This window comes from Nocardioides immobilis (assembly GCF_003515065.1).
GTDB lineage: Bacteria > Actinomycetota > Actinomycetes > Propionibacteriales > Nocardioidaceae > Nocardioides > Nocardioides immobilis.
The window spans coordinates 1-25090 of sequence record NZ_QXGH01000022.1 but is presented as its reverse complement, the minus strand read 5'-3'; the positions used below and the strand labels follow the sequence as shown (position 1 = coordinate 25090).

The 25090-nt window shown below is 70.9% G+C and carries 21 protein-coding genes; 10 read left to right on the top strand and 11 right to left on the bottom strand.

Annotated elements, in window-relative coordinates; translation table 11 throughout:
- The first annotated feature begins 17 nt into the window (after positions 1-17).
- Positions 18-3287, top strand: coding sequence for a family 78 glycoside hydrolase catalytic domain (locus D0Z08_RS17870; RefSeq protein WP_118926616.1), 3270 nt, complete (start codon positions 18-20; stop codon positions 3285-3287).
- 23 nt (positions 3288-3310) lie between these two features.
- Here the strand turns inward: D0Z08_RS17870 and D0Z08_RS17865 are convergent, their stop codons facing one another.
- A complete protein-coding gene (locus D0Z08_RS17865) occupies positions 3311-4036 on the bottom strand; it encodes a calcium-binding protein (RefSeq protein ID WP_118926615.1) in 726 nt (241 codons plus the stop codon).
- A 197-nt stretch (positions 4037-4233) separates the two neighbouring features.
- On the opposite strand from D0Z08_RS17865, the gene lon reads away from it, so the two are divergent.
- A complete protein-coding gene (gene lon / locus D0Z08_RS17860) occupies positions 4234-6546 on the top strand; it encodes an endopeptidase La (protein WP_118926614.1) in 2313 nt (770 codons plus the stop codon).
- A 1-nt stretch (position 6547) separates the two neighbouring features.
- On the opposite strand, the gene D0Z08_RS17855 is transcribed toward lon, so the two are convergent.
- The gene (locus D0Z08_RS17855; RefSeq protein ID WP_118926613.1) at positions 6548-7498 is read right to left on the bottom strand and encodes an oxygenase MpaB family protein; all 951 of its coding nucleotides are present in this window, start codon (positions 7496-7498) and stop codon (positions 6548-6550) included.
- The gene (locus D0Z08_RS17850; protein ID WP_118926612.1) at positions 7495-8364 is read right to left on the bottom strand and encodes an alpha/beta fold hydrolase; all 870 of its coding nucleotides are present in this window, start codon (positions 8362-8364) and stop codon (positions 7495-7497) included. The genes D0Z08_RS17855 and D0Z08_RS17850 overlap by 4 nt, the downstream gene beginning before the upstream one ends.
- A gap of 131 nt (positions 8365-8495) precedes the next feature.
- Here D0Z08_RS17850 and D0Z08_RS17845 point away from each other — a divergent pair, with 131 nt between their 5' ends.
- Complete coding sequence (locus D0Z08_RS17845; protein WP_245994092.1) at positions 8496-9506, top strand: nitronate monooxygenase; 1011 nt, start codon at positions 8496-8498, stop codon at positions 9504-9506.
- A gap of 85 nt (positions 9507-9591) precedes the next feature.
- Entirely contained in the window at positions 9592-10539 is a 948-nt protein-coding gene (ku, locus tag D0Z08_RS17840; protein WP_118926611.1) for a non-homologous end joining protein Ku, read from the top strand.
- A gap of 132 nt (positions 10540-10671) precedes the next feature.
- Here ku and D0Z08_RS17835 read toward each other — a convergent pair whose 3' ends face one another.
- The 8 genes from D0Z08_RS17835 to D0Z08_RS17805 all read right to left on the bottom strand — a co-directional run bounded on the left by D0Z08_RS17835 (position 10672) and on the right by D0Z08_RS17805 (position 18178).
- Positions 10672-10923: a hypothetical protein gene (locus D0Z08_RS17835; protein WP_118926610.1), complete on the bottom strand. Its 252-nt coding sequence runs from the start codon at positions 10921-10923 to the stop codon at positions 10672-10674.
- A gap of 162 nt (positions 10924-11085) precedes the next feature.
- Positions 11086-11286, bottom strand: a complete 201-nt coding sequence (locus D0Z08_RS31700) for a hypothetical protein (RefSeq protein ID WP_147381459.1) — start codon at positions 11284-11286, stop codon at positions 11086-11088.
- Between the two features lie 44 nt (positions 11287-11330).
- Complete coding sequence (locus D0Z08_RS17830) at positions 11331-11786, bottom strand: CHRD domain-containing protein (protein WP_182481370.1); 456 nt, start codon at positions 11784-11786, stop codon at positions 11331-11333.
- 95 nt (positions 11787-11881) lie between these two features.
- The gene (pdxS, locus tag D0Z08_RS17825; protein WP_118926608.1) at positions 11882-12775 is read right to left on the bottom strand and encodes a pyridoxal 5'-phosphate synthase lyase subunit PdxS; all 894 of its coding nucleotides are present in this window, start codon (positions 12773-12775) and stop codon (positions 11882-11884) included.
- Positions 12772-13887 carry an alanine dehydrogenase gene (gene ald / locus D0Z08_RS17820; RefSeq protein ID WP_118926607.1) on the bottom strand — a complete coding sequence of 372 codons (1116 nt, stop codon included), beginning with the start codon at positions 13885-13887 and terminating at the stop codon, positions 12772-12774. The genes pdxS and ald overlap by 4 nt, the downstream gene beginning before the upstream one ends.
- A 49-nt stretch (positions 13888-13936) precedes the next feature.
- Positions 13937-15313 carry an aspartate aminotransferase family protein gene (locus D0Z08_RS17815; protein WP_118926606.1) on the bottom strand — a complete coding sequence of 459 codons (1377 nt, stop codon included), beginning with the start codon at positions 15311-15313 and terminating at the stop codon, positions 13937-13939.
- On the bottom strand, positions 15310-16725 hold the full coding sequence (locus tag D0Z08_RS17810) for an APC family permease (RefSeq protein WP_118926711.1): 1416 nt from the start codon (positions 16723-16725) through the stop codon (positions 15310-15312). Before D0Z08_RS17810 ends, D0Z08_RS17815 begins: the two co-directional genes overlap by 4 nt.
- Positions 16726-16735: 10 nt before the next feature.
- On the bottom strand, positions 16736-18178 hold the full coding sequence (locus tag D0Z08_RS17805; RefSeq protein ID WP_118926605.1) for an aminobutyraldehyde dehydrogenase: 1443 nt from the start codon (positions 18176-18178) through the stop codon (positions 16736-16738).
- 103 nt (positions 18179-18281) lie between these two features.
- Here D0Z08_RS17805 and D0Z08_RS17800 point away from each other — a divergent pair, with 103 nt between their 5' ends.
- From D0Z08_RS17800 to D0Z08_RS17775, 6 genes are all read left to right on the top strand, one after another.
- Positions 18282-19790 carry a PucR family transcriptional regulator gene (locus tag D0Z08_RS17800; protein ID WP_147381458.1) on the top strand — a complete coding sequence of 503 codons (1509 nt, stop codon included), beginning with the start codon at positions 18282-18284 and terminating at the stop codon, positions 19788-19790.
- Between the two features lie 88 nt (positions 19791-19878).
- Positions 19879-21021 (top strand): CaiB/BaiF CoA transferase family protein, encoded by a 1143-nt coding sequence (locus D0Z08_RS17795; protein ID WP_118926603.1) that lies wholly within the window; start codon positions 19879-19881, stop codon positions 21019-21021.
- Positions 21018-22196 (top strand): acyl-CoA dehydrogenase family protein, encoded by a 1179-nt coding sequence (locus D0Z08_RS17790; protein WP_118926602.1) that lies wholly within the window; start codon positions 21018-21020, stop codon positions 22194-22196. The genes D0Z08_RS17795 and D0Z08_RS17790 overlap by 4 nt, the downstream gene beginning before the upstream one ends.
- A gap of 259 nt (positions 22197-22455) precedes the next feature.
- On the top strand, positions 22456-23226 hold the full coding sequence (locus D0Z08_RS33435) for a DUF222 domain-containing protein (protein ID WP_118926601.1): 771 nt from the start codon (positions 22456-22458) through the stop codon (positions 23224-23226).
- Positions 23223-23711: an HNH endonuclease signature motif containing protein gene (locus D0Z08_RS33430; RefSeq protein WP_220454248.1), complete on the top strand. Its 489-nt coding sequence runs from the start codon at positions 23223-23225 to the stop codon at positions 23709-23711. Before D0Z08_RS33435 ends, D0Z08_RS33430 begins: the two co-directional genes overlap by 4 nt.
- A 144-nt stretch (positions 23712-23855) precedes the next feature.
- Positions 23856-25067: an ATP-binding protein gene (locus D0Z08_RS17775; RefSeq protein ID WP_182481369.1), complete on the top strand. Its 1212-nt coding sequence runs from the start codon at positions 23856-23858 to the stop codon at positions 25065-25067.
- Positions 25068-25090: the final 23 nt, after the last annotated feature.

Genomic DNA, 25090 nt, shown 5'->3' with positions numbered 1-25090 from the left:
CCGACTCGGAGGTATCTGTGAGCACCCCATCCCTACGCCGGTTCCGGCGCACCGCCATCGCCCTGGCAACGACGGTCGCCGTCGCCGTACCCGTGGTCGGCGTGGTCGGCGTGGTCAGCCCGACCGCGACGGCGGCCCGCGGCACCGCGCCGTCGGCGCCGGCTCGCCTGACCGTCGACGACCAGGCCCGTCCGATGAACACCGACGAGACGCCGCGCTTCGGCTGGCTGCCGCAGGACCGCGACCGCAACGAGGTGCAGACGGCCTACAAGGTGCAGGTGCGGGACGCAGCCGGCCGGGTGGTGTGGGACAGCGACCGGGTCGCGTCCTCCCAGCAGTCCTACGTCGAGTACGACGGCGCTCCCCTCGCCCCCGGCAGCGTCTACACCTGGCGCGTGCGGACCTGGGACAAGGACCGCCTGGTCTCGCCGTGGTCGGCGTACGCGACCTTCGAGACCGGCCTCGGTGACGACGACTGGGGTGACGCCGCGTGGATCCGCCGGCCGCCCGGCAACCCGGACTTCTCGGCGCTGAGCGTCGTCGACGGCCGCGGCCGCGTGACCGGCGGCAACGTCACGCTCGCGAAGACCGGCCAGGACTGGACCGACTACGTCCTCACCCTCGACGTCACCCCGGTCACCCGCGCGGCGGCGGTCGTCTTCCGGGCGCCTGACAGCAGCAACGGCTACATGTGGCAGCTGCACGCCGGCGACAACGCCCTGAAGACCCACCGGATGGTGGCCGGCGCGTTCCCGACCGACGCGCGTCGTACCGTTCCGTTCGTCATCGACACCGGCGTCACCTACGAGCTCGGCATCCGCGTCGAGGGCCAGACCTTCCGGACGACCATCGACGGACAGGTCGTCGACACCTGGACGGACCCGTCGGCGACCGGATCCCGAGCGGGCACCATCGGCTTCCGCCAAGCCAGCGGTGAGGTCGCCGACTACGACGACATCCGGGTGACCTCGCTCGACGGCTCCACCGTGCTGTTCGAGGAGGACTTCGCCGGAGGCACCGACCAGTGGGTCCGCGGCACCACCACCCGCGAGGCCGACGAGTACACGCTTGCCCGCACCGTCGTCGACGTACCCGACGGCGACATCGTCCGCGCCCGCAGCTACCTCGCCGCCAGCCACACCGCCGAGCTCTACCTCGACGGCGAGCGCGCCGACCGGATGACCAACTACGGCTACCCCGGCGAGGGCTACTACCAGGCCACCGACGTCACCGACCTGGTGACGGCAGGCGAGCCGCTCGCGGTCGCGGCGATGCTGCACTGGTTCAGCGGCGGGCAGGGCCGGGCTGCCGGCGAGCCCGGCCTGCTGGCGCGGGTCGTGGTCGAGTACGCCGACGGCCGTGCGCTCACCATCGTCAGCGACGGCTCCTGGAAGGTGCGCCGCGGGCCGTACGTCCTCGTCGGCACCCGCAACGGCGAGGGCCTCTACGTCGAGCACCTCGACGGCACCGCGGTGCAGCAGATCGGAGCCTGGCGGCAGGAGGAGTACGACGACGCCGGCTGGTCCGACGCGGTCGTGGTCGGGCAGCACCCGGTCGCGCCGTTCACCCACCTGGAGGGCCAGGAGACCCGGCTGGTGGAGCAGGTGGTCCACCCCGAGCGGATCCTGGTCGCCGACGACGGCACGCCGGTCGCCGACTTCGGCGCGGTGATCCCGGCCCGGCCGGGTGTCCACTTCGACGCCGGCCAGGCCGGCCGGGTGGTCACGATCCGGGCCAGCTACGGCCTCGCCGACGACGGACGGGCGTCGACCGCCACGGTCGACACCCAGGGCACGAACATGTCGTTCCCCTACACGCAGTCGGCGGGGGAGCAGGACTACCAGGCCTGCGGGCACCTGGGCTTCCGCTACCTCGAGATCCCCGGTGCTGCTGAGGAGATCACCGTCGACGACGTGACCGCCACCGTCGTCCACAGCGCCTATCCCGAGGACGGCGCGGCGACGTTCGAGAGCTCCGACGAGACTCTTGACGCCGTCTGGGACCTGATGGACCGGTCGCTGCGCTACTCGGTCCAGGAGACGTTCGTCGACACCCCGACGCGGGAGCAGGGCCAGTTCCTGCACGACACCGTCAACATCTCCTACGGCCTGATGGCCACGGAGCACGACCGGGTCGCCACTCGTCAGGCGATCCGCGAGTTCGTGCTCAGCCAGGAGCGCTACTGGAGGACGGGCAACGACGCGGGTCGCTACAACGCGGTCTACCCCAACGGTGACGGCAAGCGCGACATCCCCGACTTCACCGAGGTCGTGCCCGACTGGATCTGGCGCTACTACCTGGAGACCGGCGACCGCGCGCTGCTCGCGGACGTCTACGACAACCTCGCCGCCACGGCCGACTACGTCCGGCGGCACATCCCGTCGTCCGGTCCGACCCGGGGACTGGTGACCCAGCTGACCGGAGGCAGCGGCGCCTACCAGTACGGCATCGTCGACTGGCCGATGCACGGTCGCTTCGGCTACGACATGACCGCCACCGCCCGGACCACCGTCAACGCGCTCGGCGTCGACGTACTCCGCAAGGTGGCGCTCGTCGCAGAGGTGCTCGGTCGGCCGGCCGCCGAAGTGCAGTCGTACGACGCCGACGCGGACGCCCTCGCCGACCGGATGAACGCGACCCTGCGCCGCCCCGACGGAACCTACGTCGACGGACTGCTCGCCGACGGCTCGCAGAGCCCGCACGCCGGCCAGCACGCGACGTCGTACGCCGTGGCGTTCGGGATCGCCCCGGAGGCGGACCTGCCGGCGCTGGGTGAGTACCTCGCCGGGATGGGCATGAAACAGGGCCCGATGACCGCGCACTTCCTGCTCGACGCCCTCGAGCGGTCGGGTGCCGACGATGGTCTGCTCGACCTGCTCACGGATGAGGACGACTACGGCTGGGCGGGGTGGCTCGCGGACGGCGGGACGTTCACCCCGGAGGCGTGGGAGCTCAGCGGTTCCGCGAACAGCGCGTCCCACGGCTGGGGCTCGCAGGCGGCCGTCGACGTGCTCGACTCGGCGCTCGGGATCGACGTCACGGCTCCGGGGGCGGCAGAGGTCACGATCTCGGTGCCGGACACCGGGCTCACCCACGCCTCGGGGTCGCGGATGACGCAGCGCGGCCGGGTCTCGTCGGAGTGGTCGGTGGACGGCAACGACGTGACGCTCACGGTCGAGGTGCCGGTCAACGTCTCAGCGATCGTCGAGGTCCCGTCCGAGGACGGTGTCACGCGCCACCGCGTCGGCTCCGGGACCTGGTCCTTCCAGGGCGTGATGGCGCCGTAGGACGGCTGCCGGTGGTCGGGGCGTCAGGACTCGCAGTGCACCGTCGACGTGCCGCCGGTGCAGACGTCCCGTCCCCGGTTCCCGTTCATCGCCGTGGTTCCCGTGGTGTCATCGCTGGTGAGGGTGTCGCTCCCGTCGCCCCCGCGGATGATGACGTGATCGATGGCGGGGTTGTTCGCGTTGCCGAGCGTGTCAGCGCCGATGCCGCCCTCGAGCGTTGCGTCCCCGGCGTACTGGGAGAGGGTGTCCCTGCCCTTGCCGCCGTACGCCGCGCCGCCGGAGTACAGGTAGATGTCGTCCGCGCCCTGCCGGCCGTGGATGGTGTTGCCGGTGGTCGAGAAGTCGGACGCGTGGAGGTTGTCGTCGCCGATGCCGCCGGACAGGACGTCGTCGCCGGTGTTGGCTGAAGCGTCGCAGCAGCCGCCGACGCCGCCGTCCATGTAGTCGACACCCGCGCCGCCGAAGAGGTGGTCGGTGCCGCCGTTGCCGGTGATGCTGTCGTCCCCTCCACGGCCGCAGATCCGGTCCGCGCCGAGGCCGCCGTCGATGACGTCGTCGCCCTTCAACCCGACGATGACGTCATCGCCGGCGGTGCCCGTGAGGACGTCGTTGCCGCTGGTGCCGACGATGGTCGCTGCCATCCCGCCGCACGTCGGTGGGCCGCTCGCCGTCGCCCCTTCCGGGCTGCCGATCGGTGCCGCCAGCGCGCCTGCGGTGAGGAAGCACAGGGCAAGAGCTCGAAAGGTCATCGCGGTCTCCGTTCTGGGAGGGGGCGGGCGGACGCGGCGCCTCGGTGCCCAGGCTAGGAAGATCTGCGGACCGAGGGACCCGAACGGCGAGATCCAGCCCACCCGGTGCGTTCGCCACCAGCGAAACGCCGGGAGGAAGGGACCGGACGGCCGCGAGGTTGAGCCTGCATCGCTCAACTTCGGAAGAAGGCTCCCAGATGTCACTCAAGCGGCTCCCGGTCCTGTTCCTCGACGACGTCGTCCTGCTCCCGGGCATGGTCGTCCCGATCGAGCTCGACGAGCCCGCCCAGGCGGCGGTCGACGCCGCCCGCGCGGCCGACCTCGAGGAGATCCTCGTGGCGCCCCGGCTCGACGACCGCTACGCGTCGTACGGCGTCGTCGCGGCGCTCCAGAAGGTAGGCAAGTTCCGCGGGGGCGGGCCCGCTGCCCTGCTGCGGACCGGTGCGCGCGCCGAGATCGGCAGCGGCGTCACCGGACCCGGTGCGGCGCTGTGGGTCGAGGTCGAGTCCGTCGAGGAGGCGGAGCCGACCGCACGGGTGAAGGAGCTCGCCGCCGACTACAAGCTGCTCGTCGTCGCGGTCCTGCAGAAGCGGGAGGCGTGGCAGATCATCGACACGGTCAACGCGATCGACGACCCGTCGACGCTCGCGGACACGGCCGGCTGGGCGCCGTACCTCTCCAACGACCGGAAGCGCGAGCTCCTCGAGACGCCCGACGTCGAGCAGCGGCTCACGCTGCTGATCGAGTGGACCGGCGACTACCTGGCCGAGGCCGAGGTCAGCGACAAGATCAGCGAGGACGTGCGCGAGTCGGTCGAGAAGCGCAACCGCGAGTACCTCCTGCGCGAGCAGCTCAGCGCGATCCGCAAGGAGCTCGGCGAGGGCGACGCGGACGGGTCCGACGACTACCGCGCCCGCGTCGAGGCCGCCGACCTGCCCGACGCCGTGCGCGAAGCCGCGCTGCGGGAGGTCGACAAGCTGGAGCGGTCGAGCGACCAGAGCCCCGAGGGCGGCTGGATCCGGACCTGGCTCGAAACCGTCCTCGAGCTGCCCTGGGCAGTCCGCACCCAGGACTCCACGTCGCTGACCGCCGCGCGCGCCGTCCTCGACGCCGACCACCACGGCCTCGACGAGGTCAAGGAGCGGATCGTCGAGTACCTCGGGGTGCGCTCCCGCCGCGAGGAGCGCGGCCTGTCCGTCGTCGGCGGCCGCGGTTCCGGCGCGGTGATCCTGCTCGCCGGCCCTCCCGGCGTCGGCAAGACGTCGCTGGGCGAGTCGGTCGCGCGCGCCCTCGGCCGGAGGTTCGTCCGGGTCGCGCTCGGCGGCGTCCGGGACGAGGCCGAGATCCGCGGCCACCGGCGGACGTACGTCGGAGCCCTCCCCGGCCGCATCGTGCGCGCGATCAAGGAGGCCGGCGCCATGAACCCGGTCGTCCTGCTCGACGAGATCGACAAGGTGGGCAGCGACTTCCGTGGCGACCCCGCGGCGGCGCTGCTCGAGGTGCTCGACCCGGCGCAGAACCACACGTTCCGCGACCACTACCTCGAGCTCGACCTCGACCTGTCCGACGTGGTCTTCATCGCGACGGCCAACGTCCTGGAGACCATCCCGCCGGCCCTGCTGGACCGGATGGAGCTGGTGACGATCGACGGCTACACCGAGGAGGAGAAGGTCGCCATCGCGCGCGACTTCCTGGTGCCGCGGCAGCTCGAGCGCGCCGCTGTCACCTCGGACGAGGTCACCGTCACCGACGACGCGCTGCGTGAGCTGGCGGCGAACTACACCCGCGAGGCCGGCGTCCGCGTCCTCGAGCGGCTGCTGGCCAAGGCGTTCCGCAAGGCGGCGCTGGGTGGCCTGCCCGCCACCATCGACGAGGGCGCGCTCAAGGACCTGGTCGGCCGACCGCGGTTCACGCCCGAGTCGCGGGAGCGGACCGCTGTCCCCGGAGTCGCGTCCGGGCTGGCCGTCACCGGGATGGGTGGTGACGTGCTCTACATCGAGGCGTCGAGCCTGCCGGGCGACCAGGGCGGCCTGACCATCACCGGTCAGCTGGGCGACGTGATGAAGGAGTCGGCGCAGATCGCGCTGTCCTACGTCCGGGCCCACGCCGACGAGCTCGGTATCGACCAAGCCCTGCTCGACCGGCCGATCCACCTGCACGTGCCCGCGGGCGCCGTACCCAAGGACGGGCCGTCGGCCGGCGTCACCATGACGACAGCCCTGGTCTCGCTCCTCACCGGTCGCAACGTGCGGGCCGAGGTCGGCATGACCGGCGAGGTGTCGCTCACCGGGCGGGTGCTGCCGATCGGCGGGGTGAAGCAGAAGCTGCTGGCCGCGCAGCGGGCCGGCCTGACGGAGGTCTTCCTCCCGCAGCGCAACGAGCCCGACCTCGACGACGTGCCGGCCGAGGTCCTCGACGCCGTGACCGTGCACGTCGTGGCCGACGTCCGGGAGATCCTCGGCGCCGCGTTGGAGCAGGAGGTCGCTGCCGGCGCGCACGCCGCGGCCTGAGTCAGCCTCGGTCGGCGCCCAGCGCGGCAGCGGAGAACCGGGTGCGCCACACCGGCTGTCCCCACCGGCTGCGACCGGCCATCCAGGCGAGGCCGAGCCGGTAGGAGACCGGCCGCGGCAGGCCGATCCGCCACACGAGTCGATGGAGCCGGGCCGCGGCCCGGTCGGTGGGCCGCTCGCGGAAGCCGAGCATGGCGCGCTCCTCCGGGCTCAGGCCGAGCAGGAGCGACATCCGCAGGAAGTGCCGGATCGGCAGGGTGGCGACTGCCCAGAGCGGCAGCGGGAGTCGGCGCAGCCAGGTCGGCGCGGGGAGCCCGCGGGCCTGGGTGAGTGCCAGGACGCGCTGGATCGTCTCGTTGTCGGGATCGGCGATGCGGTCGCGCTCCAGGGGCCAGACCACCAGGAATTCGTCGTACGACGCCGGCATGCCGAGTACGCCGAACCGCCGGCCGGTCTCGACCAGACCGAGGTAGGCGTCGTCGCGGAACTCCCTGCTGGGGAAGCCGCGCACGCCGCCGTACATCGACATGAAACCGGCCACGATGGCGGCCCAGTTCCACGTCCAGATGTCGCGGGTCCACGCGTGGTACGGCTCGCCGCGGGTGTCTCGTCCCTTGATCGGCTTGTGCAGCTCCCGCATCGCGAAGGCGACGTGGTCGGCCTCCTCCCCGGCGAGGCCGACGCCGGCGATCATCTCGATGGTGTCGCGCAACCGGGCCGCGAAGTGCATCAGGTGCGAGTCCGGGTTGGTGAACACCGGGTCCCGGCGAAGGGTCGCCTCCGCCGTGGCCGGGTGCATCAGCGGGAGCAGGAACCCAGGCAGGCCGTACAGCGCGATGAGCGGCTCGGCGAGGACCCGGTGCGCCGGTGATCCCGGGGCCAGCAGGTCGGGTCGCTCGTCGGCGCGGACGGGCGGGAACCCGTCGGTGGTCGGCGCTGAGGTGGTCGTCATCGCAGCTCCCAGGCCCGGTCGAAGTGCGCGATCAGCTCGGTGGCGAGCTCCTCGGGCGCCTCGTCGGGGATCCAGTGGCTGACAGCCTCGAGCACCTTCAGCCGGTACGCCCCGCCGGCGTACGCCTCGGTGCGGTCGATGGAGTGCCGGAGGACGGCGCTGTCGCCCTCGCTCCAGACCTGGAGCACCGGGATCGGCGTCGGTGACCCGGCGTCGAACGGGTCGATGACCGCTCCGCGGTACCAGTTCAGGCCGCCGCGTCGCAGGCCGTGGGTGGCGTTGCGACGGGCGTCGCGGTCGGCGAGCTCCCGTCGCTGCCCGGTCGTCATGAGCGCGCGGGTCATGAACCAGCGCGAGCCCAGCACGAGCTCGGGCACCCAGGGCAGCTGGAAGAAGTACATGTACCAGGACGCGATGCCCTGTCGGCTCGTCACCAGTGCGCGGAGGAACGCCGACGGGTGCGGCACCGAGACCGCGGTGAGGCTGTTGAGCAGGTCGGGCTCGTGCGCGGCGACGTTCCAGGCGAGCGCGGCGCCCCAGTCATGGCCGACGAGATGCACCCGCTGACCGATCTGCGCGACCATCGCGGCCACGTCGCTGCGCAGCGCGCTGCCGCTGAACGCGCGCCGGCTGCGCGGGTTGGCCGTCGCACTCACGCCGCGGAGGTCGGGGGAGAAGGTCCGGAAGCCTTCGTCGTTGAGGCGCGTGGTGACGGCGTCCCAGCTGGACCCGTCCTGCGGCCATCCGTGCAGCAGGAGCACGGGGATGCCGTCGAGCGGTCCGCGGTCGCGAGCGGGGAACGTGAGGTCTCCGTTGCTGAAGTGCGTGATCCGTTCGCGCCGTACGACGCCTGTGGTCCGTGCCATCTTGCTTCACTCCGCTCGCCTGGTGATTATGACGACTGTCAGAGTAGGTTGAACAGGGTGTCGCGGATAGCGGGTGTGAGCGAGGTCTCGGCTTCGACCGGCTCCTCGCGCGGGTCGCTAACGTGGACGTCGTGCTGGACCTTCGCGATCTCCGGATCCCCGTGATCGGTGCGCCGATGGCCGGCGGACCGTCCACTCCCGCCCTGGCAGCCGCAGTGTCCGAGGCCGGCGGCCTCGGGTTGCTCGCGGCCGGCTACAAGAGCGCGGACCAGGTGGCCGCCGAGGTCGCACAGGTGCGTGGCGCCACCGGCGCTCCGTTCGGGGTGAACCTCTTCCTGATCGAGCCGTACGAGCCGGACCCTGAGGAGGTCGACCGCTATCGCCGTGCCGTGGAGACCGAGGCCGCGAGGCTCGGTGTCGAGCTGGGCCGGCCGGTCTGGGACGACGACCAGTGGCAGGCCAAGCTGGACGTGGTTCTCGACCTGCGTCCGGATGCGGTCTCGTTCACCTTCGGGTGCCCGAGCCAGGAGCTGCTCAGCACACTGGCGGAGCTCGACATCCACACGACGGTCACGGTGACGTCGGTCGCCGAGGCCCGCGAGGCGGTCGGCCGGGGAGCAGCGTCACTGGCGGTGCAGGGTCCGGAAGCCGGTGGCCACCGCGGGACCTGGGACGCCGAGGCGGAGCCGGACCGGACGCCGCTGCCCGACCTCGTGTCGGCCGTGGTGGCCGAGGTCGCGGTGCCGGTGGCGGCCGGAGGCGGCGTTGCCACCGCGAGCGACGTTGAGTCGGCGCTGCGGCGAGGAGCGGCCGCGGCACAGGTCGGTACGGCGTACCTCCTCGCCGACGAGGCGGGGACCAACCCCGTGCACCGGGCAGCACTGGCCGACCCCGACTTCACGGAGACCGCCGTGACGCGCTCGTACACGGGCCGGTGGGCGCGCGGCCTGGCGAACCGGTTCATGGCCGACCACGTGGACGCCCCGGCGGGCTACCCGCACCTGCACCACCTGACCGCCCCGCTCCGCGCGGCGGCCGTGGCTGCAGGCGACGCCCAGGTCGCCCACCTGTGGGCCGGGACGCGCTTCGCCGCCGCGCGCACCGCGCCGGCAACGGACATCACCGCGTCGTTGGCTCCCTGATCGGTGCTGGGACGGCGGCCGGGCCGCGCGCCGTCTACAGCCCGCCGGCAACGGGTACTCGTCTCTCGAGCAGGAGGTGCGGGACATGGCGCGGGCGATCTGGACCGGCTCGGTGTCGTTCGGACTGGTGAACGTGCCGGTCGGGCTGTACTCGGCGACCCAGGACCACAAGGTCCACTTCCACCAGTTCGAGAAGGGCACGTCCAACCGGATCCGGAACGAACGGGTGAACGAGCGGACCGGCGAGGAGGTCCCGTACCGCGACATCGTGAAGGGAGCCGAGGTCGGGGACGGCGACTACGTCATGCTCACCCAGGAGGAGCTCGAGTCGGTCGAGCCCGGCCGCAGCCGCACGATCGACATCAGCGACTTCGTCGAGGCGTCCGAGATCGACCCGCTCTACTACCAGAAGTCCTACTACCTCGCTCCTGCCGACGACACCGCCAAGAAGCCGTACGCGCTCCTGGTGAAGGCGATGGAGAAGGCGGAGCGGATCGGCGTCGCCACGTTCGTCATGCGCGGGAAGCAGTACCTCGCGGCCATCCGTCCCCACGACGGCGTCCTCGTGCTGGAGACGATGCACTTCGCCGACGAGGTCCGCGACCCTGCCAAGGAGCTCGACAACATCCCGAAGCAGACCAAGGTGGCACCCAAGGACCTCAAGATGGCGGTCAGCCTGGTCGAGTCGCTCACCACCAAGTGGAAGCCGGAGAACTACCGCGACACCTACACCGAGCGGGTCACGAAGCTGGTCAAGGCGAAGAAGGACAACCGCGAGATCGTGCGGGAGGAAACCGCTGAGGAGTCGTCGGAGAAGGCGGTCGACCTGCTCGAGGCGCTCCAGGCATCCGTCGAGCAGGCCAAGGGGCACAAGCCCGGCAACGCCCATCGCGTGGAGAAGCTGAGGACCCGCAAGGCCGACGACGGGGCCGCCAAGGGGACGGGCAAGGGGACGGGCAAGGGGACGGGCAAGGGCGCAGCCAAGGGGAAACGCAAGAGCTCCGAGAGCAGCAAGCGGAAGAAGGCTTCGTAACACGACGAGGCGCTCGATAGTACTCGGCTGCGTAAGCGAGTACCTTCGGGCGCCTCGTCAGGAATAGGTCTACCGAAGACTGGCGCCGGGCACAACGATGCTTGAAAACGCAACTTTCGCGAAGGTGGCGGGTCAGGCGCTCCGCAGCCGGACGCTGACGTCGCGCGTCAGGTTCCGGTGGTCGGTCGCCAGCGCCTCGGCCTCGCCACGGGGCAGGAAGCCCGAGTCGGCCCGGCAGTCGTGACAAACGCAGACAGCGCGCGGCCCGAGGTGCACGACCTCGACGACGTGCGGGTGGCACGCCTCGGAGTCGAGGCGGTGCTCGTGGTCGCGTCGATGCGCCGCGGCCATGGTGCAGGCGGCCACGTCGGTGACCCTGCTCATCGGTTGTTGTTCCACCGTCGTCCGCCGGACCTTTCCCGAAGGCCGGTCCCGCTCTGCCGTGGGACCCGTTTCGGCCTTCTTCTCCATTGGACTCCCGAAACGCCACGAAATCTCGTGATTTACGACGGCGTGGCCGAAAGTTATCCGTTTGGGACGAAACTCTCAGCGGGTGTCGTGGTCCCGGTGCGGATTCGCGTTCGGTCCGGCCTCTGGCTCGGGTTCCTGCGGATCTCCGCTCTCGCTCTCCGGGTAGCCCGCGGCGGCGTCGCCGTCCGCGATCGGCGTGTCCGCCTCCTCGGGATCCATGCGGCTCACTTCGGAGACTTCGGCGTCGTCCGTACGGCGAGGGTCGGGCTGGCTCATGGCGTGGCGGTACCCAACTGGAGCCACGCCATGAGCCAGTCGGCCTACCTCCGCAGCTGGCCCCGAACGGCACCCCCCGGGAAGTCGGCGTTGTGCAGGTTGACGTAGAAGTCACCGGGGTGCAGCCGGATGAACCGTGCGATCCGGAGCGACGTGTCCGCGCACCCTTGGTTGTAGGGAGCCAACGGCACGACGACAGGCCCGGCCACACCGGCGGGCCCGGCGTGGATGTGCGCCGCGCCCACGGGCGCCACCGACTGGACGGTGATCCGCCAGCACACCTCCCCGCGCTTGACCCACACGTCAGCGAGGCCGAAGCCGTCGGGGTCTCCGGGCCCGGGGACCTCGTTGCCTCCGACGAGTACGGCGCCGAGCCGCACCTGGTCAGGCCCGGCGCTGCTCTGCTGGGTCGGCGCAGAGCCGGTGCTGGGGGTGACGAGAGTGACGAGACCGATGGTCGTGGCGATCGCGATGGTGCTGAACACTCGATGAAGTCGCACGGACGGGCTCCCTTCGGGGTGCCTCGCCGCCTGAGGCGAGGCGGGAAACCTCGAGCGTAGGACCCGTTCTCGCGGCGCGGCAACGGCCTCGAGACCTACCAGCCGCGCTCGGCGAGGCGGTGGGGCTGGGGGATGTCCTCGACGTTGATGCCGACCATGGCCTCGCCGAGGCCGCGGGAGACCTTGGCGACGACGTCGGGGTCGTCGTGGAAGGTGGTGGCCTTCACGATCGCCTCGGCCCGCTGGGCGGGGTTGCCGGACTTGAAGATCCCCGACCCGACGAACACGCCCTCGGCGCCGAGCTGCATCATCATCGCCGCGTCCGCGGGGGTGGCGATGCCACCGGCGGTGAACAGCACCACCGGGAGCTTCCCGGCCCGGGCGACCTCGACCACCAGGTCGTAGGGCGCCTGGAGCTCCTTGGCCGCGACGTAGAGCTCGTCGTCCTCGAGCGCCCCGAGCCGGCGGATCTCGCCGCGGATGGTGCGCATGTGGGTGACCGCGTTGGACACGTCCCCGGTGCCGGCCTCGCCCTTGGACCGGATCATCGCCGCACCCTCGGTGATCCGGCGCAGCGCCTCACCCAGGTTGGTCGCACCGCACACGAACGGCACCGTGAAGGCCCACTTGTCGATGTGGTTGGTGTAGTCGGCCGGAGTCAGGACCTCGGACTCGTCGATGTAGTCGACCCCGAGGGACTGCAGCACCTGGGCCTCGGCGAAGTGACCGATCCGGGCCTTGGCCATCACCGGGATCGAGACCGTCTCGATGATCGAGTCGATCATGTCCGGGTCGCTCATCCGCGACACGCCGCCCTGGGCGCGGATGTCGGCCGGGACCCGCTCCAACGCCATCACCGCGACCGCGCCGGCGTCCTCGGCGATCTTGGCCTGCTCGGGGGTGACCACATCCATGATCACCCCGCCCTTGAGCATCCCTGCCATGCCGCGCTTCACGCGCGTCGTACCGGCGATGCCGGAGGTGCTCACGCCAGCGCCTCCTCGACCGACACTGCGGCGATGCCGACGGCGTCGGCGACCGGCTGGTTGGTGAGGTTGCCGGCGTGGGTGTTGAGCCCGAGGGCGAGGGACTGGTCGTCGCGGCAGGCGCGCTGCCAGCCCTTGTCGGCCAGGGCGACGGCGTAGGGCAGGGTCGCGTTGGTGAGCGCGTAGGTGGAGGTGTTCGGGACGGCGCCGGGCATGTTGGCCACGCAGTAGAAGATCGAGTTGTGGACCGGGTACGTGGGGTCCGCGTGCGTGGTGGGGCGGGTGTCCTCGAAGCAGCCGCCCTGGTCGACGGCGATGTCGACGAGCACCGAGCCGGGCTTCATCTGCGCGACCAGGTCGTTGGAGACCAGCTTGGGGGCGGCGGCGCCGGGGATCAGGACGGCGCCGATGACCAGGTCGGCCTCGGTGACCTGCTGCTCGATGGCGAGCTTGGAGGACGCGAGGCCGTGGACGCGGTTGTTGTAGCGCCAGAACGACATCCGCAGCTTGTCCAGGTCGGTGTCGAGCAGGGTGACGTCGGCGCCCATGCCGAGGGCGATGTTGGCGGCGTTCTGGCCGGCGACACCGGCACCGATCACGACGACCTTGGCGTTGGCGACCCCGCCGACGCCGCCGAGGAGCACCCCGCGGCCGCCCTGGGCCTTGAGCAGGGAGTGCGCGCCGACCTGGGGTGCGAGGCAGCCCGCGACCTCCGACATCGGGTAGAGCAGCGGCAGCGCACCCGAGGGCAGCTGGACCGTCTCGTACGCGATGCCGGTGACCTTGCGGGCCAGCAGCTCCTCGGTCAGGGGCTTGTCCGCGGCGAGGTGGAGGTACGTGAAGAGGACCTGCCCCTCGCGCATCCGGTGGTACTCCTCGGCCACCGGCTCCTTGACCTTGAGCACCATCTCGGCAGCGCCCCACACGTCATCGGCCGTGTCGAGGATCTTGGCGCCGGCGCCGACGTACTCGGCGTCGGGGATGCCGGACCCGAGGCCGGCGTCGGTCTCGATGACGACCTCGTGGCCGTGGGCGACCAGCTCGTGCACGCCGATCGGCGTGATCGCGACCCGGTACTCGTGGTTCTTGACTTCCTTGGGGATGCCGATGCGCATCGCAGGTGACTCCGTTGCTCTTTGGGTGGGGTGGAGGTGGGGGAGAGGCTCAGAGGTGGTCACTGGCCTCGGTGAGGACCGAGTCGAGCACCTGGTGGATCTCGTCGAAGTGCGACTGGTCGCAGATCAGCGGCGGCGACAGCTGGATCACCGGGTCGCCACGGTCGTCGGCGCGGCAGTAGAGGCCGGCGTCGAACAGCGCCTTGGAGAGGAAGCCGCGCAGCAGCCGCTCGGACTCGTCGTCGTCGAACGTCTCCTTGGTGGCCTTGTCCTTCACCAGCTCGATGCCGTAGAAGTAGCCGGCGCCGCGGATGTCGCCCACGATCGGCAGGCTGCTCAGCTTGTCGAGCGTCAGCCGGAAGGCCTCCTCGTTGGCGCGGACGTGCTCGAGCACGCCCTCGTCCTCGAACGCCTTGAGGTTCGCGAGCGCGACCGCCGTCGAGACCGGGTGGCCGCCGAACGTGTACCCGTGGGCGAACATCGCGTCGCCGGACGCGAACGGCTCGAAGAGCCGGTCGGACGCGATCATCGCGCCGAGCGGGGCGTAGCCGGAGGTGATGCCCTTGGCGCAGGTGATGATGTCCGGCTGGTAGTCGAACTTCTCGGCGCCGAACATCGTGCCCAGCCGGCCGAACGCGCAGATCACCTCGTCGGAGACGAGCAGGACGTCGTACTTGTCGCAGATCTCGCGGACCCGCTGGAAGTAGCCCGGCGGGGGCGGGAAGCAGCCGCCGGCGTTCTGCACCGGCTCGAGGAACACCGCGCACACGGTCTCGGCGCCCTCGTTGAGGATCGCGACCTCGATCTGGTCGGCGGCCCAGCGGCCGAACGCCTCCGGGTCGTCCTGGTGGATCGGCGCCCGGTAGAAGTTGGTGTTCGGGACGCGGAAGGTCGACGGCACGAGCGGCTCGAACTGCGCCTTGAGCCCCGGCAGGCCGGTGATCGACAGGGCGCCCTGGGTGGTGCCGTGGTAGGCGATCGCGCGGCTGATCACCTTGTGCTTCATCGGCTTGCCCGTGAGCTTGAAGTAGTTCTTGGCGAGCTTCCACGCCGACTCCACGGCCTCGCCGCCGCCGGAGGTGAAGAACACCCGGTTGAGGTCACCCGGGGCGTACGACGCCACCTTCTCGGCGAGCTCGATCGCGGTCGGGTGCGCGTAGGACCAGAGCGGGAAGAACGCCAGGTCGCCGGCCTGCTTGGCCGCCGCCTCCACCAGGTCCTTGCGCCCGTGGCCGAGCTGGTTGACGAAGAGCCCGGCGAGCGCGTCCAGGTAGCGCTTGCCGTTGCTGTCGTAGATGTACGCGCCCTCGCCGCGGACGATCACGGGTACGTCGTGGCCCGACGGCTCCAGGTACGTCGAGTGCCGGGTGAAGTGCATCCACAGGTGGTCCTTGGCGGACTGCTGGAGACGGGCGTCGCGGGTCATCGGTTCACTTCCATCAGGTTGTCGTTGTCGAGGTCGTCGTCGGGGTCGTCGTCGAGGCCGTCGGAGAGGTCGAGCTCGAACTCGGAGAGGGACCGGCCGGAGGTCCAGCGCAGGACGAGTGCGTAGCCGACGCCGATCGCCGTCCACGCGAGGCCCATCACCAGGGCGTCGCGGTGCAGGAAGCTCCACAGCACCGCGGTCAGTGCGAAGCCGACGAGCGGCAGCGCGACGTTGAGCGCGACCTGCCGGCCGGTGCGGTACTCCCGCCGGGAGACCACGAAGTAGGCGATCACCGACAGGTTCACGAAGGAGAACGCCACCAGTGCGCCGAAGTTGATCATCGACGCCACCAGCTCGAGGCTCGGCGTGATCGCGAGCAGGGAGACGACGCCGACGAACAGCACCGCGTAGACCGGCGTACGTCGGGTCGGGTGCACGTAGGCGAAGAACCGGACGGGGTGCAGGACCCGGTTGCGGCCCATCACGTGCAGGAGCCGGGAGACGCTGGCGTGCGAGGCGAGGCCGGATGCCACCGTGGCGGCGAAGGCCGCGGACACGAAGAGGATCTGGAACAGCTTGCCGCCCACGAGCAGCGCCATCTCGGGCAGCGGGTCGTCGATCAGGTCGAACCGCGAGTTGTCCGGGAAGGTCGACTGCGCCACGAAGCTGCTGACCAGGAAGACGGCGCCACCGATGAGCAGCGTCAGCATGATCGCCTTCGGCACGTCCCGGGTGTCCTTCGCCTCCTCGGTGTACATCGTGATCGCGTCGAAGCCGATGAAGGAGAAGCAGACGATCGTCGCGCCGGTCAGCACCGCCGAGACCTCGACGCCGGCGTGGAGCAGCGGCTCGGTGGTGAGCAGCGTCCCCTGGCCGACGCCTCGGGAGAGCTCGACGACGGCGAGCACCAGGAACGCGGCGATCAGCACCACCTCGAACACGACGAGCGCGAAGTTGAGCCGCGAGGTGGTGTTGAGGCTCCAGATGTTGAGGCCGGTGATCGCAGCGACGAACAGCACCACCCAGATCCAGCCGGGGATGCCGGGGAACAGGGAGGTCATGTAGAGCCGGATGATCAGCGCGTTCACCAGCGGCAGCAGCAGGTAGTCGAGCATCGCCGTCCAGCCGACGAGGAAGCCGAGGCCGGGGTGCATCGTCTCGCGGGTGTAGGTGTACGCCGACCCGGCGGACGGGAAGACCCGCACCATCCGGCCGTAGCTGATCGCCGTGAAGAACATGACCACCAGCGCCACGAGGTACGCGGTCGGTACCGCGCCGTCGGTCTGGTCGGAGACGATCCCGAAGGTGTCGAACATGACGGTGGGCGTCATGTAGCCGAGGCCGAGGGCGACGATCGCCCAGAGGCTGAGGGTCCGCTTGAGTCCTGAGGACTGCGTCGAGGTCTGCTGCATGGTCATCTCCTCAGGCCTCGATGTTCGCCATCACGTGCTTGATGCGCGTGTAGTCCTCGAGCCCGTACATCGACAGGTCCTTGCCGTAGCCCGAGTGCTTGAAGCCGCCGTGCGGCATCTCCGCCACCAGCGGGATGTGCGTGTTGATCCAGACGCAGCCGAAGTCGAGGCTGTTCGACATCCGCATCGCGCGGCCGAAGTCGCGGGTCCAGACCGAGGACGCGAGCGCGTAGGGCACGTCGTTGGCCTTGGCGATCGCCTCCGCCTCGCCCTCGAACGTCTGCACGGTGATGACCGGACCGAACACCTCGGTGCGGGCGATCTCGTCCTCCTGCTGCACACCGGCGACGACGGTCGGCTCGACGTAGAAGCCGCGGTCGCCCCGGCGGCCGCCGCCGGCAGCGACCTCGGCGTGGGAGGGCAGCCGGTCGAGGAAGCCGAGCACCCGCTCGAGCTGGGTCGCGTTGTTGACCGGCGGGACGAAGGCGTCGGGGTCGTGCCGGCCGGCGTCGTACGACGTCCGGCTGGTCCGCGCCTGCGCGGACAGTGCGGCGACGAACTCGTCGTGGATGCCGGGCGCCACCAGCGCCCGGGTCGCCGCGGTGCAGTCCTGGCCGGCGTTGAAGTAGCCGGCGACGGCGATGGCCTCGGCGGCCGCCTCGACGTCCGCGTCCTCGAAGACGATGACCGGCGCCTTGCCACCGAGCTCGAGGTGGACGCGCTTGACGTCGTCGGCCGCGGCCCGTGCGACCTGCATGCCGGCGCCGACCGAGCCGGTGATGGAGACCATCTGCGGCGTCGGGTGGGTGACGACCAGGTTGCCGGTGCCCCGGTCACCGCAGACGACGTTGAGGGTGCCGGCCGGCAGGAACTCCGCGGCGATCTCGGCGAGCAGCAGCGCGGTGTGCGGCGTGGTGTCGCTCGGCTTGAGGACGACGGTGTTGCCGGCGGCGAGGGCCGGGGCGAACTTCCAGACCGCCATCATCATCGGGTAGTTCCACGGCGCGACCTGGCCGATGACGCCGACCGGCTCACGGCGGATCCAGGAGGTGTGGCCGGCCAGGTACTCGCCGGCCGAGCGGCCCTCGAGCACCCGGGCCGCACCCGCGAAGAAGCGGATCTGGTCGACCATCGGCGGGATCTCCTCCGCGAGGGTCAGCGGCACGACCTTGCCGGTGTTGCGGCTCTCCGCCTCGACCAGCTCCTCGGCCCGGGCCTCGACCGCATCGGCGACCTTCAGCAGCGCCTCCTGGCGCTGGGACGGCGTGGTCGAGCGCCAGCCGGTGAACGCCTTGGCGGCGCTCTCGTAGGCGAGGTCGATGTCGGCCTGGCTCGAGACGGGCGCATCGCCGTACTTCTCGCCGGTGGACGGGTCGACGAGCGGCGAGCGGTGGTCGGAGCGGGCGTCGACGTACTCACCGCCGACGAAGTTCTGGAGATGCAGGGTGGTCATGGCGGTCGACTGTAGGCTGCGTCACACTGGCCACTCATAGACAATCTGTCGAATCATTGGGCGGTCGGCTCGCCAAAATGGCGATTGACCGGCGGAGGTGGAGATGGCGTCGCTGCGCTGGCTGCTCGATCGCCCGGAGTTCGGCCTGCGGCTGGTCGCCGGTACGACGACCGACGAGCCTCTCACCTGGGCGCACGCGATCGACGCGGTCGACCCGACGCCGTGGCTGACCGGCGGCGAGCTGGTCCTGACCACCGGGCTGCGGCTGCCGCGCTCGGCGCGCGAGCAGCGCGCGTACGTCGACCGGCTCGCCGGGGCGGGCATCGCCGGGCTCGGGTTCGGGGTGGGTGTCCGCTTCGAGGAGATCCCGCCGGCGATCGTCGACGCCTGTACGGCGGCCGGGCTGCCGCTCCTGGAGGTGCCGCTGCCGACCGCCTTCATCGCGATCACCCAGGCCGTCGCGCGGCGACTCGCCGACCAGCAGGTCGAGGAGCTGCAGCGGGTGCTGTCCTACCAGCGCGACATCACCCGTGCCGCCGTCCGCGGCGGTCTCCGCGGCGCGACCAACCTGCTCGCCCGCGAGCTCGGGGTGGAGGTCGTCGTCCTCGACGAGTACGGCGTCGTGATGGCCGCGTCGTCCCGACGACAGGGTCTGCTGGAGCAGGTCAACCAGGAGTACCGGCGGCTGGTGTCCTCCGCGCGGCCGGGCACCGTCGCCATCGACGTCGACGAGGGAGCCCTCGAGATGCAGATGATCCAGGGCCGGTCCGGTGTCTGCGGATGGCTCGCGGTGCTGCAGCGCGCCGCCCCGTCGCCCACCGAGCGGTTGCTGCTCAACCAGGCCGCCGGCCTGATCACGCTCCAGCTGGACTGGCCCGCCGAGCTGATCGCGGCGTACCACGCGCTCGGTGGCACCCTCCTCTCGCTGCTGCTGGACACCGGCGCCGACGCCCCCGGGCTGGAGCGCCACCTGCACCACTTCGGGTTCGAGCCGCGCGACGGCGTGGTGCTGGCGCTCGCCAGCTCCGACCGGCGCCGGGCGCGGATCGAGGACGTCACCGCGACCTACCTCGAGCTGACCAAGCGGCCGCACGTCGTCGCCCGCGTCGATGCGGGCGTCGCCGTACTCCTGCTGCGGCGGGACGCCGAGTCCCTCGTCGAAGGCCTCGTCGCCGAGCTGCGCGGGGCCGGGCTCCCCGGGGTGGTCTGGGGCGTCAGCGGGGAGCTGGACCAGTTCGCGATCGCCTCCGGGCTCGGCCCGGCGGTGCTGGCGGCAGACGCCGCGCGGCGGGAGGGCCGCGCGGTGACGTGGTACGACGAGCTGGCCCTGGGTCCGGTGCTGGCGGACGACACCGTGCGCTCGCTGGTGTGGTCGATGGCGGCGCCGGCGATGGAGGCCCTCGAGCGGGAGGGCGAGCTGATCGCCTCGCTCGAGGCGTTCCTCCACCACAACGGCTCCTGGGAGGCGGCCTCGCGGGCGCTGGGTGTCCACCGGCACACGCTCAAGGCGCGGATGGCCCGCGTCGAGGAGGTGAGCGGGCTCCGGCTCGACCTCGCCGAGAACCGGGCCCTGCTGCTGCTCGCCGTGATGAGCAGGTCCTACCGGCGGTGACGCCTTTTGTGCGCCTTGCCCAACAAAGGAGGAGTCGTTGTGCAGGAGGCGGCTGTCTCGTCCACGGCTTCTCGCCTAGCCTCGCGCCATGACGAGACCTCTGGAGGGGCTGATCGTGGCCGACTTCAGCCGCGTGCTCGCCGGCCCGCTCGCGACGAGCATGCTCGCGGACCTCGGTGCCCGGGTGATCAAGGTCGAGCGGCCGGGCGTCGGCGACGACACCCGGTCCTGGGGCCCGCCGTGGACGGAGCACACGAGCAGCTACTTCGAGTCCGCCAACCGGTCCAAGGAGTCGATCACCCTCGATCTCGGCGATGAGGCCGACCTCGCGGTCGCCCGCAGGCTGGCCGAGCGGGCCGACGTGCTCGTGGAGAACTTCCGGGACGGCGTGCTCGCGCGCCGTGGGCTCGACCACGCGACGCTGAGCACGGCGAACCCGGGGCTGGTCTACTGCTCGGTGACCGGCTTCGGGAGCGCTGGTGGGGCGGACCTGCCGGGCTACGACTTCCTGGTGCAGGCGGTCGGCGGGCTGATGAGCATCACCGGCGACGCCGACGGGGCGCCGAGCAAGGTCGGTGTTGCACTCGTCGACGTGCTCACCGGCAAGGACGCGGTCATCGGCATCCTCGCGGCGCTCGCGGAGCGGGAGCGCTCCGGTCGCGGCCAGCGGATCGAGGTCAACCTGCTCTCGAGCCTGCTCGGCTCGCTGGCCAACCAGGCGTCGTCGTACCTCTCCACCGGGCATGCGCCGCATCGGATGGGCAACCAGCACCCGTCGATCGCGCCGTACGAGACGCTGCAGTGCAAGGACGACCTGCTGGCCGTGTGCTGCGGCAACGACGCCCAGTTCCGGCGGCTGTCTGCGGTGCTCGGGGAGCCGGCTCTCGCCGACGACGACCGGTTCGCCACGAACCCCGCCCGGGTGGCGCACCGCGCTGCGCTGGTCGAGGACCTGGAGCGGCTGTTGTCGGTCGACACGGCGGCTGCGTGGGCCGCGCGGCTCACGGCTGCCGGGGTGGCGGCCGGCCGGGTCGGCGACATCGCCGACGGCTTCGCCCTCGCCGACGCCCTGGGCCTCGACCCGCTCGTCGACGTCGGCGGTGGGGCGCCCCAGGTTCGGCACCCGATCCGGTACGAGCGCACGCCGGTCACGAACTACGCGGCCCCGCCACGGCTGGGCCACCACAGCGACGAGATCCGTCGCTGGCTCGCAGAGGAGGCAACCCCATGACCGTCACCCCGCCGACCACCGACCTCGCCGGGATCGACGACCTGCTCACGCACGACGAGATCGCGGTGCGCGCGTCTGTCCGCCAGCTCTGCGCGGACCGGGTCGACCCGTACGTCGCCGACTGGTTCGAGCGCGGCGAGGTCGACGACCTGCGCGGCCTGACCAAGGAGCTCGGCGCGCTCGGCCTGCTCGGCATGCACCTGGAGGGCTACGGCTGCGCCGGCATGTCGGCCGTCGACTACGGCCTGGCCTGCCTCGAGCTCGAGGCCTCGGACTCGGGCATCCGGTCGCTGGTGTCGGTGCAGGGGTCGCTCGCCATGTACGCGATCTGGAAGTGGGGGAGCGAGGACCAGAAGCAGGAGTGGCTGCCGCGGATGGCCGCCGGCGAGGCGATCGGGTGCTTCGGCCTCACCGAGCCCGACGCCGGCTCCGACCCGGGTTCGATGCGCACCCGCGCGCGGCAGGAGCCTTCGGGTGACTGGGTCCTCGACGGTCGCAAGATGTGGATCACCAACGGGTCCGTCGCCGACGTCGCCGTCGTGTGGGCGCAGACGGAGGACGGTGTACGAGGGTTCGTCGTACCGACCTCTGCTCCTGGCTTCTCCGCGCCGCTGATCAAGCACAAGATGTCCCTGCGCGCCTCCGTCACCAGCGAGCTGGTGCTCGACGGTGTCCGGCTGCCGGCCGCCGCCGCGTTCCCTGACGTGCGCGGGCTGAAGGGTCCGCTGAGCTGTCTCAACGAGGCGCGGTACGGGATCGTCTGGGGCGCGATGGGCGCCGCCCGCTCCGCCCTCGAGGCCGCATTGACGTACGCCGGCGAGCGGACGCAGTTCGGCAAGCCGATCGCCGCGTTCCAGCTCACGCAGCAGAAGCTCGTCGAGATGGACCTCGAGTACACCAAGGGCCTGCTGCTCGCGCTCCACCTCGGCCGCCGCAAGGACGCCGGGACCCTGCGTCCCGAGCAGGTCAGCCTGGGCAAGCTCAACAACGTCCGCGAGGCGATCGAGATCTGCCGCACCGCCCGGACGGTGCTCGGTGCCAACGGCATCTCCCTGGAGTTCCGCGTCATCCGGCACGCCAACAACCTCGAGTCGGTGCTCACCTACGAGGGCACGGTCGAGATGCACACCCTGGTCATCGGCCAGGCGCTCACCGGGATTCCTGCCTTCCGATAGGCGTCGGCCCGCCGGTTGAGGTGCGAGCGAAGCGAGGAGCCTCGAAACCTAGGCGGATTCCCGGCCCGGTGCCGTTGCCCACCGATTCGAACTGGTGTACGATTAGCGGTAGGTTCGAAGGCGGGACGCATCGAGTGGTCCCGGTTCCGGAGGACAAGTTGCGACCGGCGACGCCATCGGCGTCACCGCACCGGGATCGGTGCCTCCGGCGGGGCGGGGAGAAGATGACCGTGCTCGCCGCCGAGGAGAACCCCCCGCGATGTCCGACCAGCCGCAGGACCTGCACCCGATCGTGGGTGCGGTCACGGCCGCGCGGGAGTCGTTGAAGGGCGTGCGGGACGTGCAGCCGGTGTTCATGTCCCCGGCCGCGCAGACCGACGCGGTCACCTCGATCGCCGCCCTGGAAGGGATGCTGGCGGAGCTGAAGCTGCGAGTCCTCGCCGCCTCGGGAGACGCCGCCGACCAGGCCGGTGCCCGTGATGTCGGCGCCTGGCTGGCGCACCTGACCCAGGCGGACTCCTCAATGGCGCGGGCCGAGGCCCACCTCGCCACCGCGTTGGACCGGAAGTGGTCGCGGGTGGCGGCCGGGATGGCTGAGGGGACCGTGTCGGCCGAGCAGGCCCGGGCGATCGTCGCCGGCCTCGACAACCTCCCCGACCGGGTCGGGACCGAGGTGCTCGCGAAGGCCGAGGAACAGCTCGTCGACTACGCGCGCGACTACCGGCCCAGTGAGCTGCGCCGCCTGGCCCGGCACATCCTCGACGTCGTCGCCCCCGAGATCGCCGAGGCCGAGGCAGCGAAACGGCTCGAGGCCGAGGAGCAGCGAGCCCGGGAGAAGACCCGGCTCTCGCTACGCCCGGTCGGGGACGGGACGACCCGGCTGTCCGGGATGATCCCCGACGAGGCCGCCGCCCGGCTCCGCGCCTACCTCGAAGCCTTCACCAGCCCGCGCAAGGCCAAGGACGCACCCACCGGGGAGGAAGACCGCATCCCTACCCCCGTCGGCTCGGCCGGGCGTTCTGCGCGCTGATCGAGCACCTCAACCCCCGCAAGCTCCCCGCCCACGGCGGCGACGCCACCACCGTGATGGTCACCATCACCGAGGAGTCCCTGATCAAACGGCTGGCCACCGGCGGCCTGATCGACGCCGACCTCTCCGCCGGCGACAACCTGTCCGCCGAAGCCATCCGCCGGCTGGCCTGCAACGCAGGCATCATCCCCGTCGTCCTCGGCGGCAAGGGCGAGATCCTCGATCTGGGCCGCACCCGCCGCCTCTTCTCACCAGCCCAACGCAAAGCCATGGCCCTACGCGACAAGACCTGCAGGGGTGAAGGCTGCACCGTCCCCGCACCCTGGTGCGAAGTCCATCACCTCAAACCCTGGTCCCAAGGCGGGAAGACCGACATCGCCCACGGCATCCACGGCTGCAACCACCACCACCACCTGCTCCACGACCCCAACTACACCCACGAGATCCTCCCCAACGGCGACATCCGATTCCACCGCCGCAGATAACCGATCGCCGGTGCACGAGGCGCCCGAAAACTGCCGATTTCGGCGCGATCGCGGTGCGTTAAGCGAGCCTCGTCGAGGCCCTTGCTCCTGCAGGTAGGTGTGCTGTGCACTTGCGGCATGTCGCGTCGTCTGCCTCGTGGTCGGGTGACGTTCGCGTTCGTGGATGTGGTCGAGAGCACCAAGAGGTTCGCCGAGCACGGCGACGCGTTCGTCGAGGCGTTGGCGGTGCTGCAAGAGCGGGTGGCCCGCCACACCTGTGCGGCGGGCGGCGTGGTGGTCAAGACCGAGGGCGACGGTGCCTTCCTGGCCTTTCCCTCAGCGCAGGCCGCCATAGACGCGCTGGTCGCGCTGCAAGATGAGCTCGCGCATGTGCCGGTCGAGGTGGTGCCGCGGCTCTCGGTGCGCGCCGGTGCCCATACCGGGAATGCCGTGCCCGTCGCTGACGACTACGTCGCGCTGGCAGTCAATGTGGCTGCCCGGGTCGCCTCCGTGGCAGGGGCCGGGCAGGTGGTGGTCTCTGCGGCGACAGAGGCGGAGCTGCCGACACCGGCCGGAGTACGTGTGGGCGACTACGACCTCAAGGACGTCGTGGATCCAGTCGAGTTGTGGCGGGTCTGCGGGGACGAGACACCCTTGCGTGCTCCTCCGGCCCGCCGCACCAACGTGCGAATCCCGGTGACTGGGTTCGTGGGCCGCACCCAGGAACTAAGCATGCTGCGCGCCTTGGTCACCGAACATCCGTTGGTGACGGTGATCGGTCCCGGTGGATTGGGCAAGACCCGACTCGTCTCCGAACTGGTGCTGCAGATCGCGGCGGGCATCCCCGGTGGGGCGTGGTTGGTGGAGTTGGCATCGCTGGGCGCAGGCGACCAGATCCCCAGCGCGGTGGGACAGGTCCTCGGTATCCAGGGCGGTGACGTCGGTGGGGTGGCTGGGGAGGTACGCCGCCGCGGCGAGGTGTTGCTGGTGCTGGACAACTGTGAGCACCTCATCGACGCCGTCGCCGACATGGTCGCCGAGCTTCTGGAGGCGTGCCCGAATCTGCGGGTGTTGTGCACCAGCCGCGAACCGCTCCAGGTCGCCGGCGAGCACGCATGGCCGTTGTCACCGCTGAGGGAGCGAGCCGCACGGCTGGAGCTGTTCACCCAACGCGCCTGGGCCGGCGGCGCCAAGGTGCCCGATCAGTCCGTAGAGATGGTGGACCGGTTGTGCACCGCGCTGGACGGGTTGCCGTTGGCGATCGAACTGGCCGGGGGGTGTCAGATGGTCTGTGTAAGCGATCGGTCTCAGCAAAGGAACGATGATGACTGCTGTGACCGAAAGGACCGGGCGACCGGACTACAAGAAGGCCGCTGACGCGAAGCGTGGTGACAGGGCAG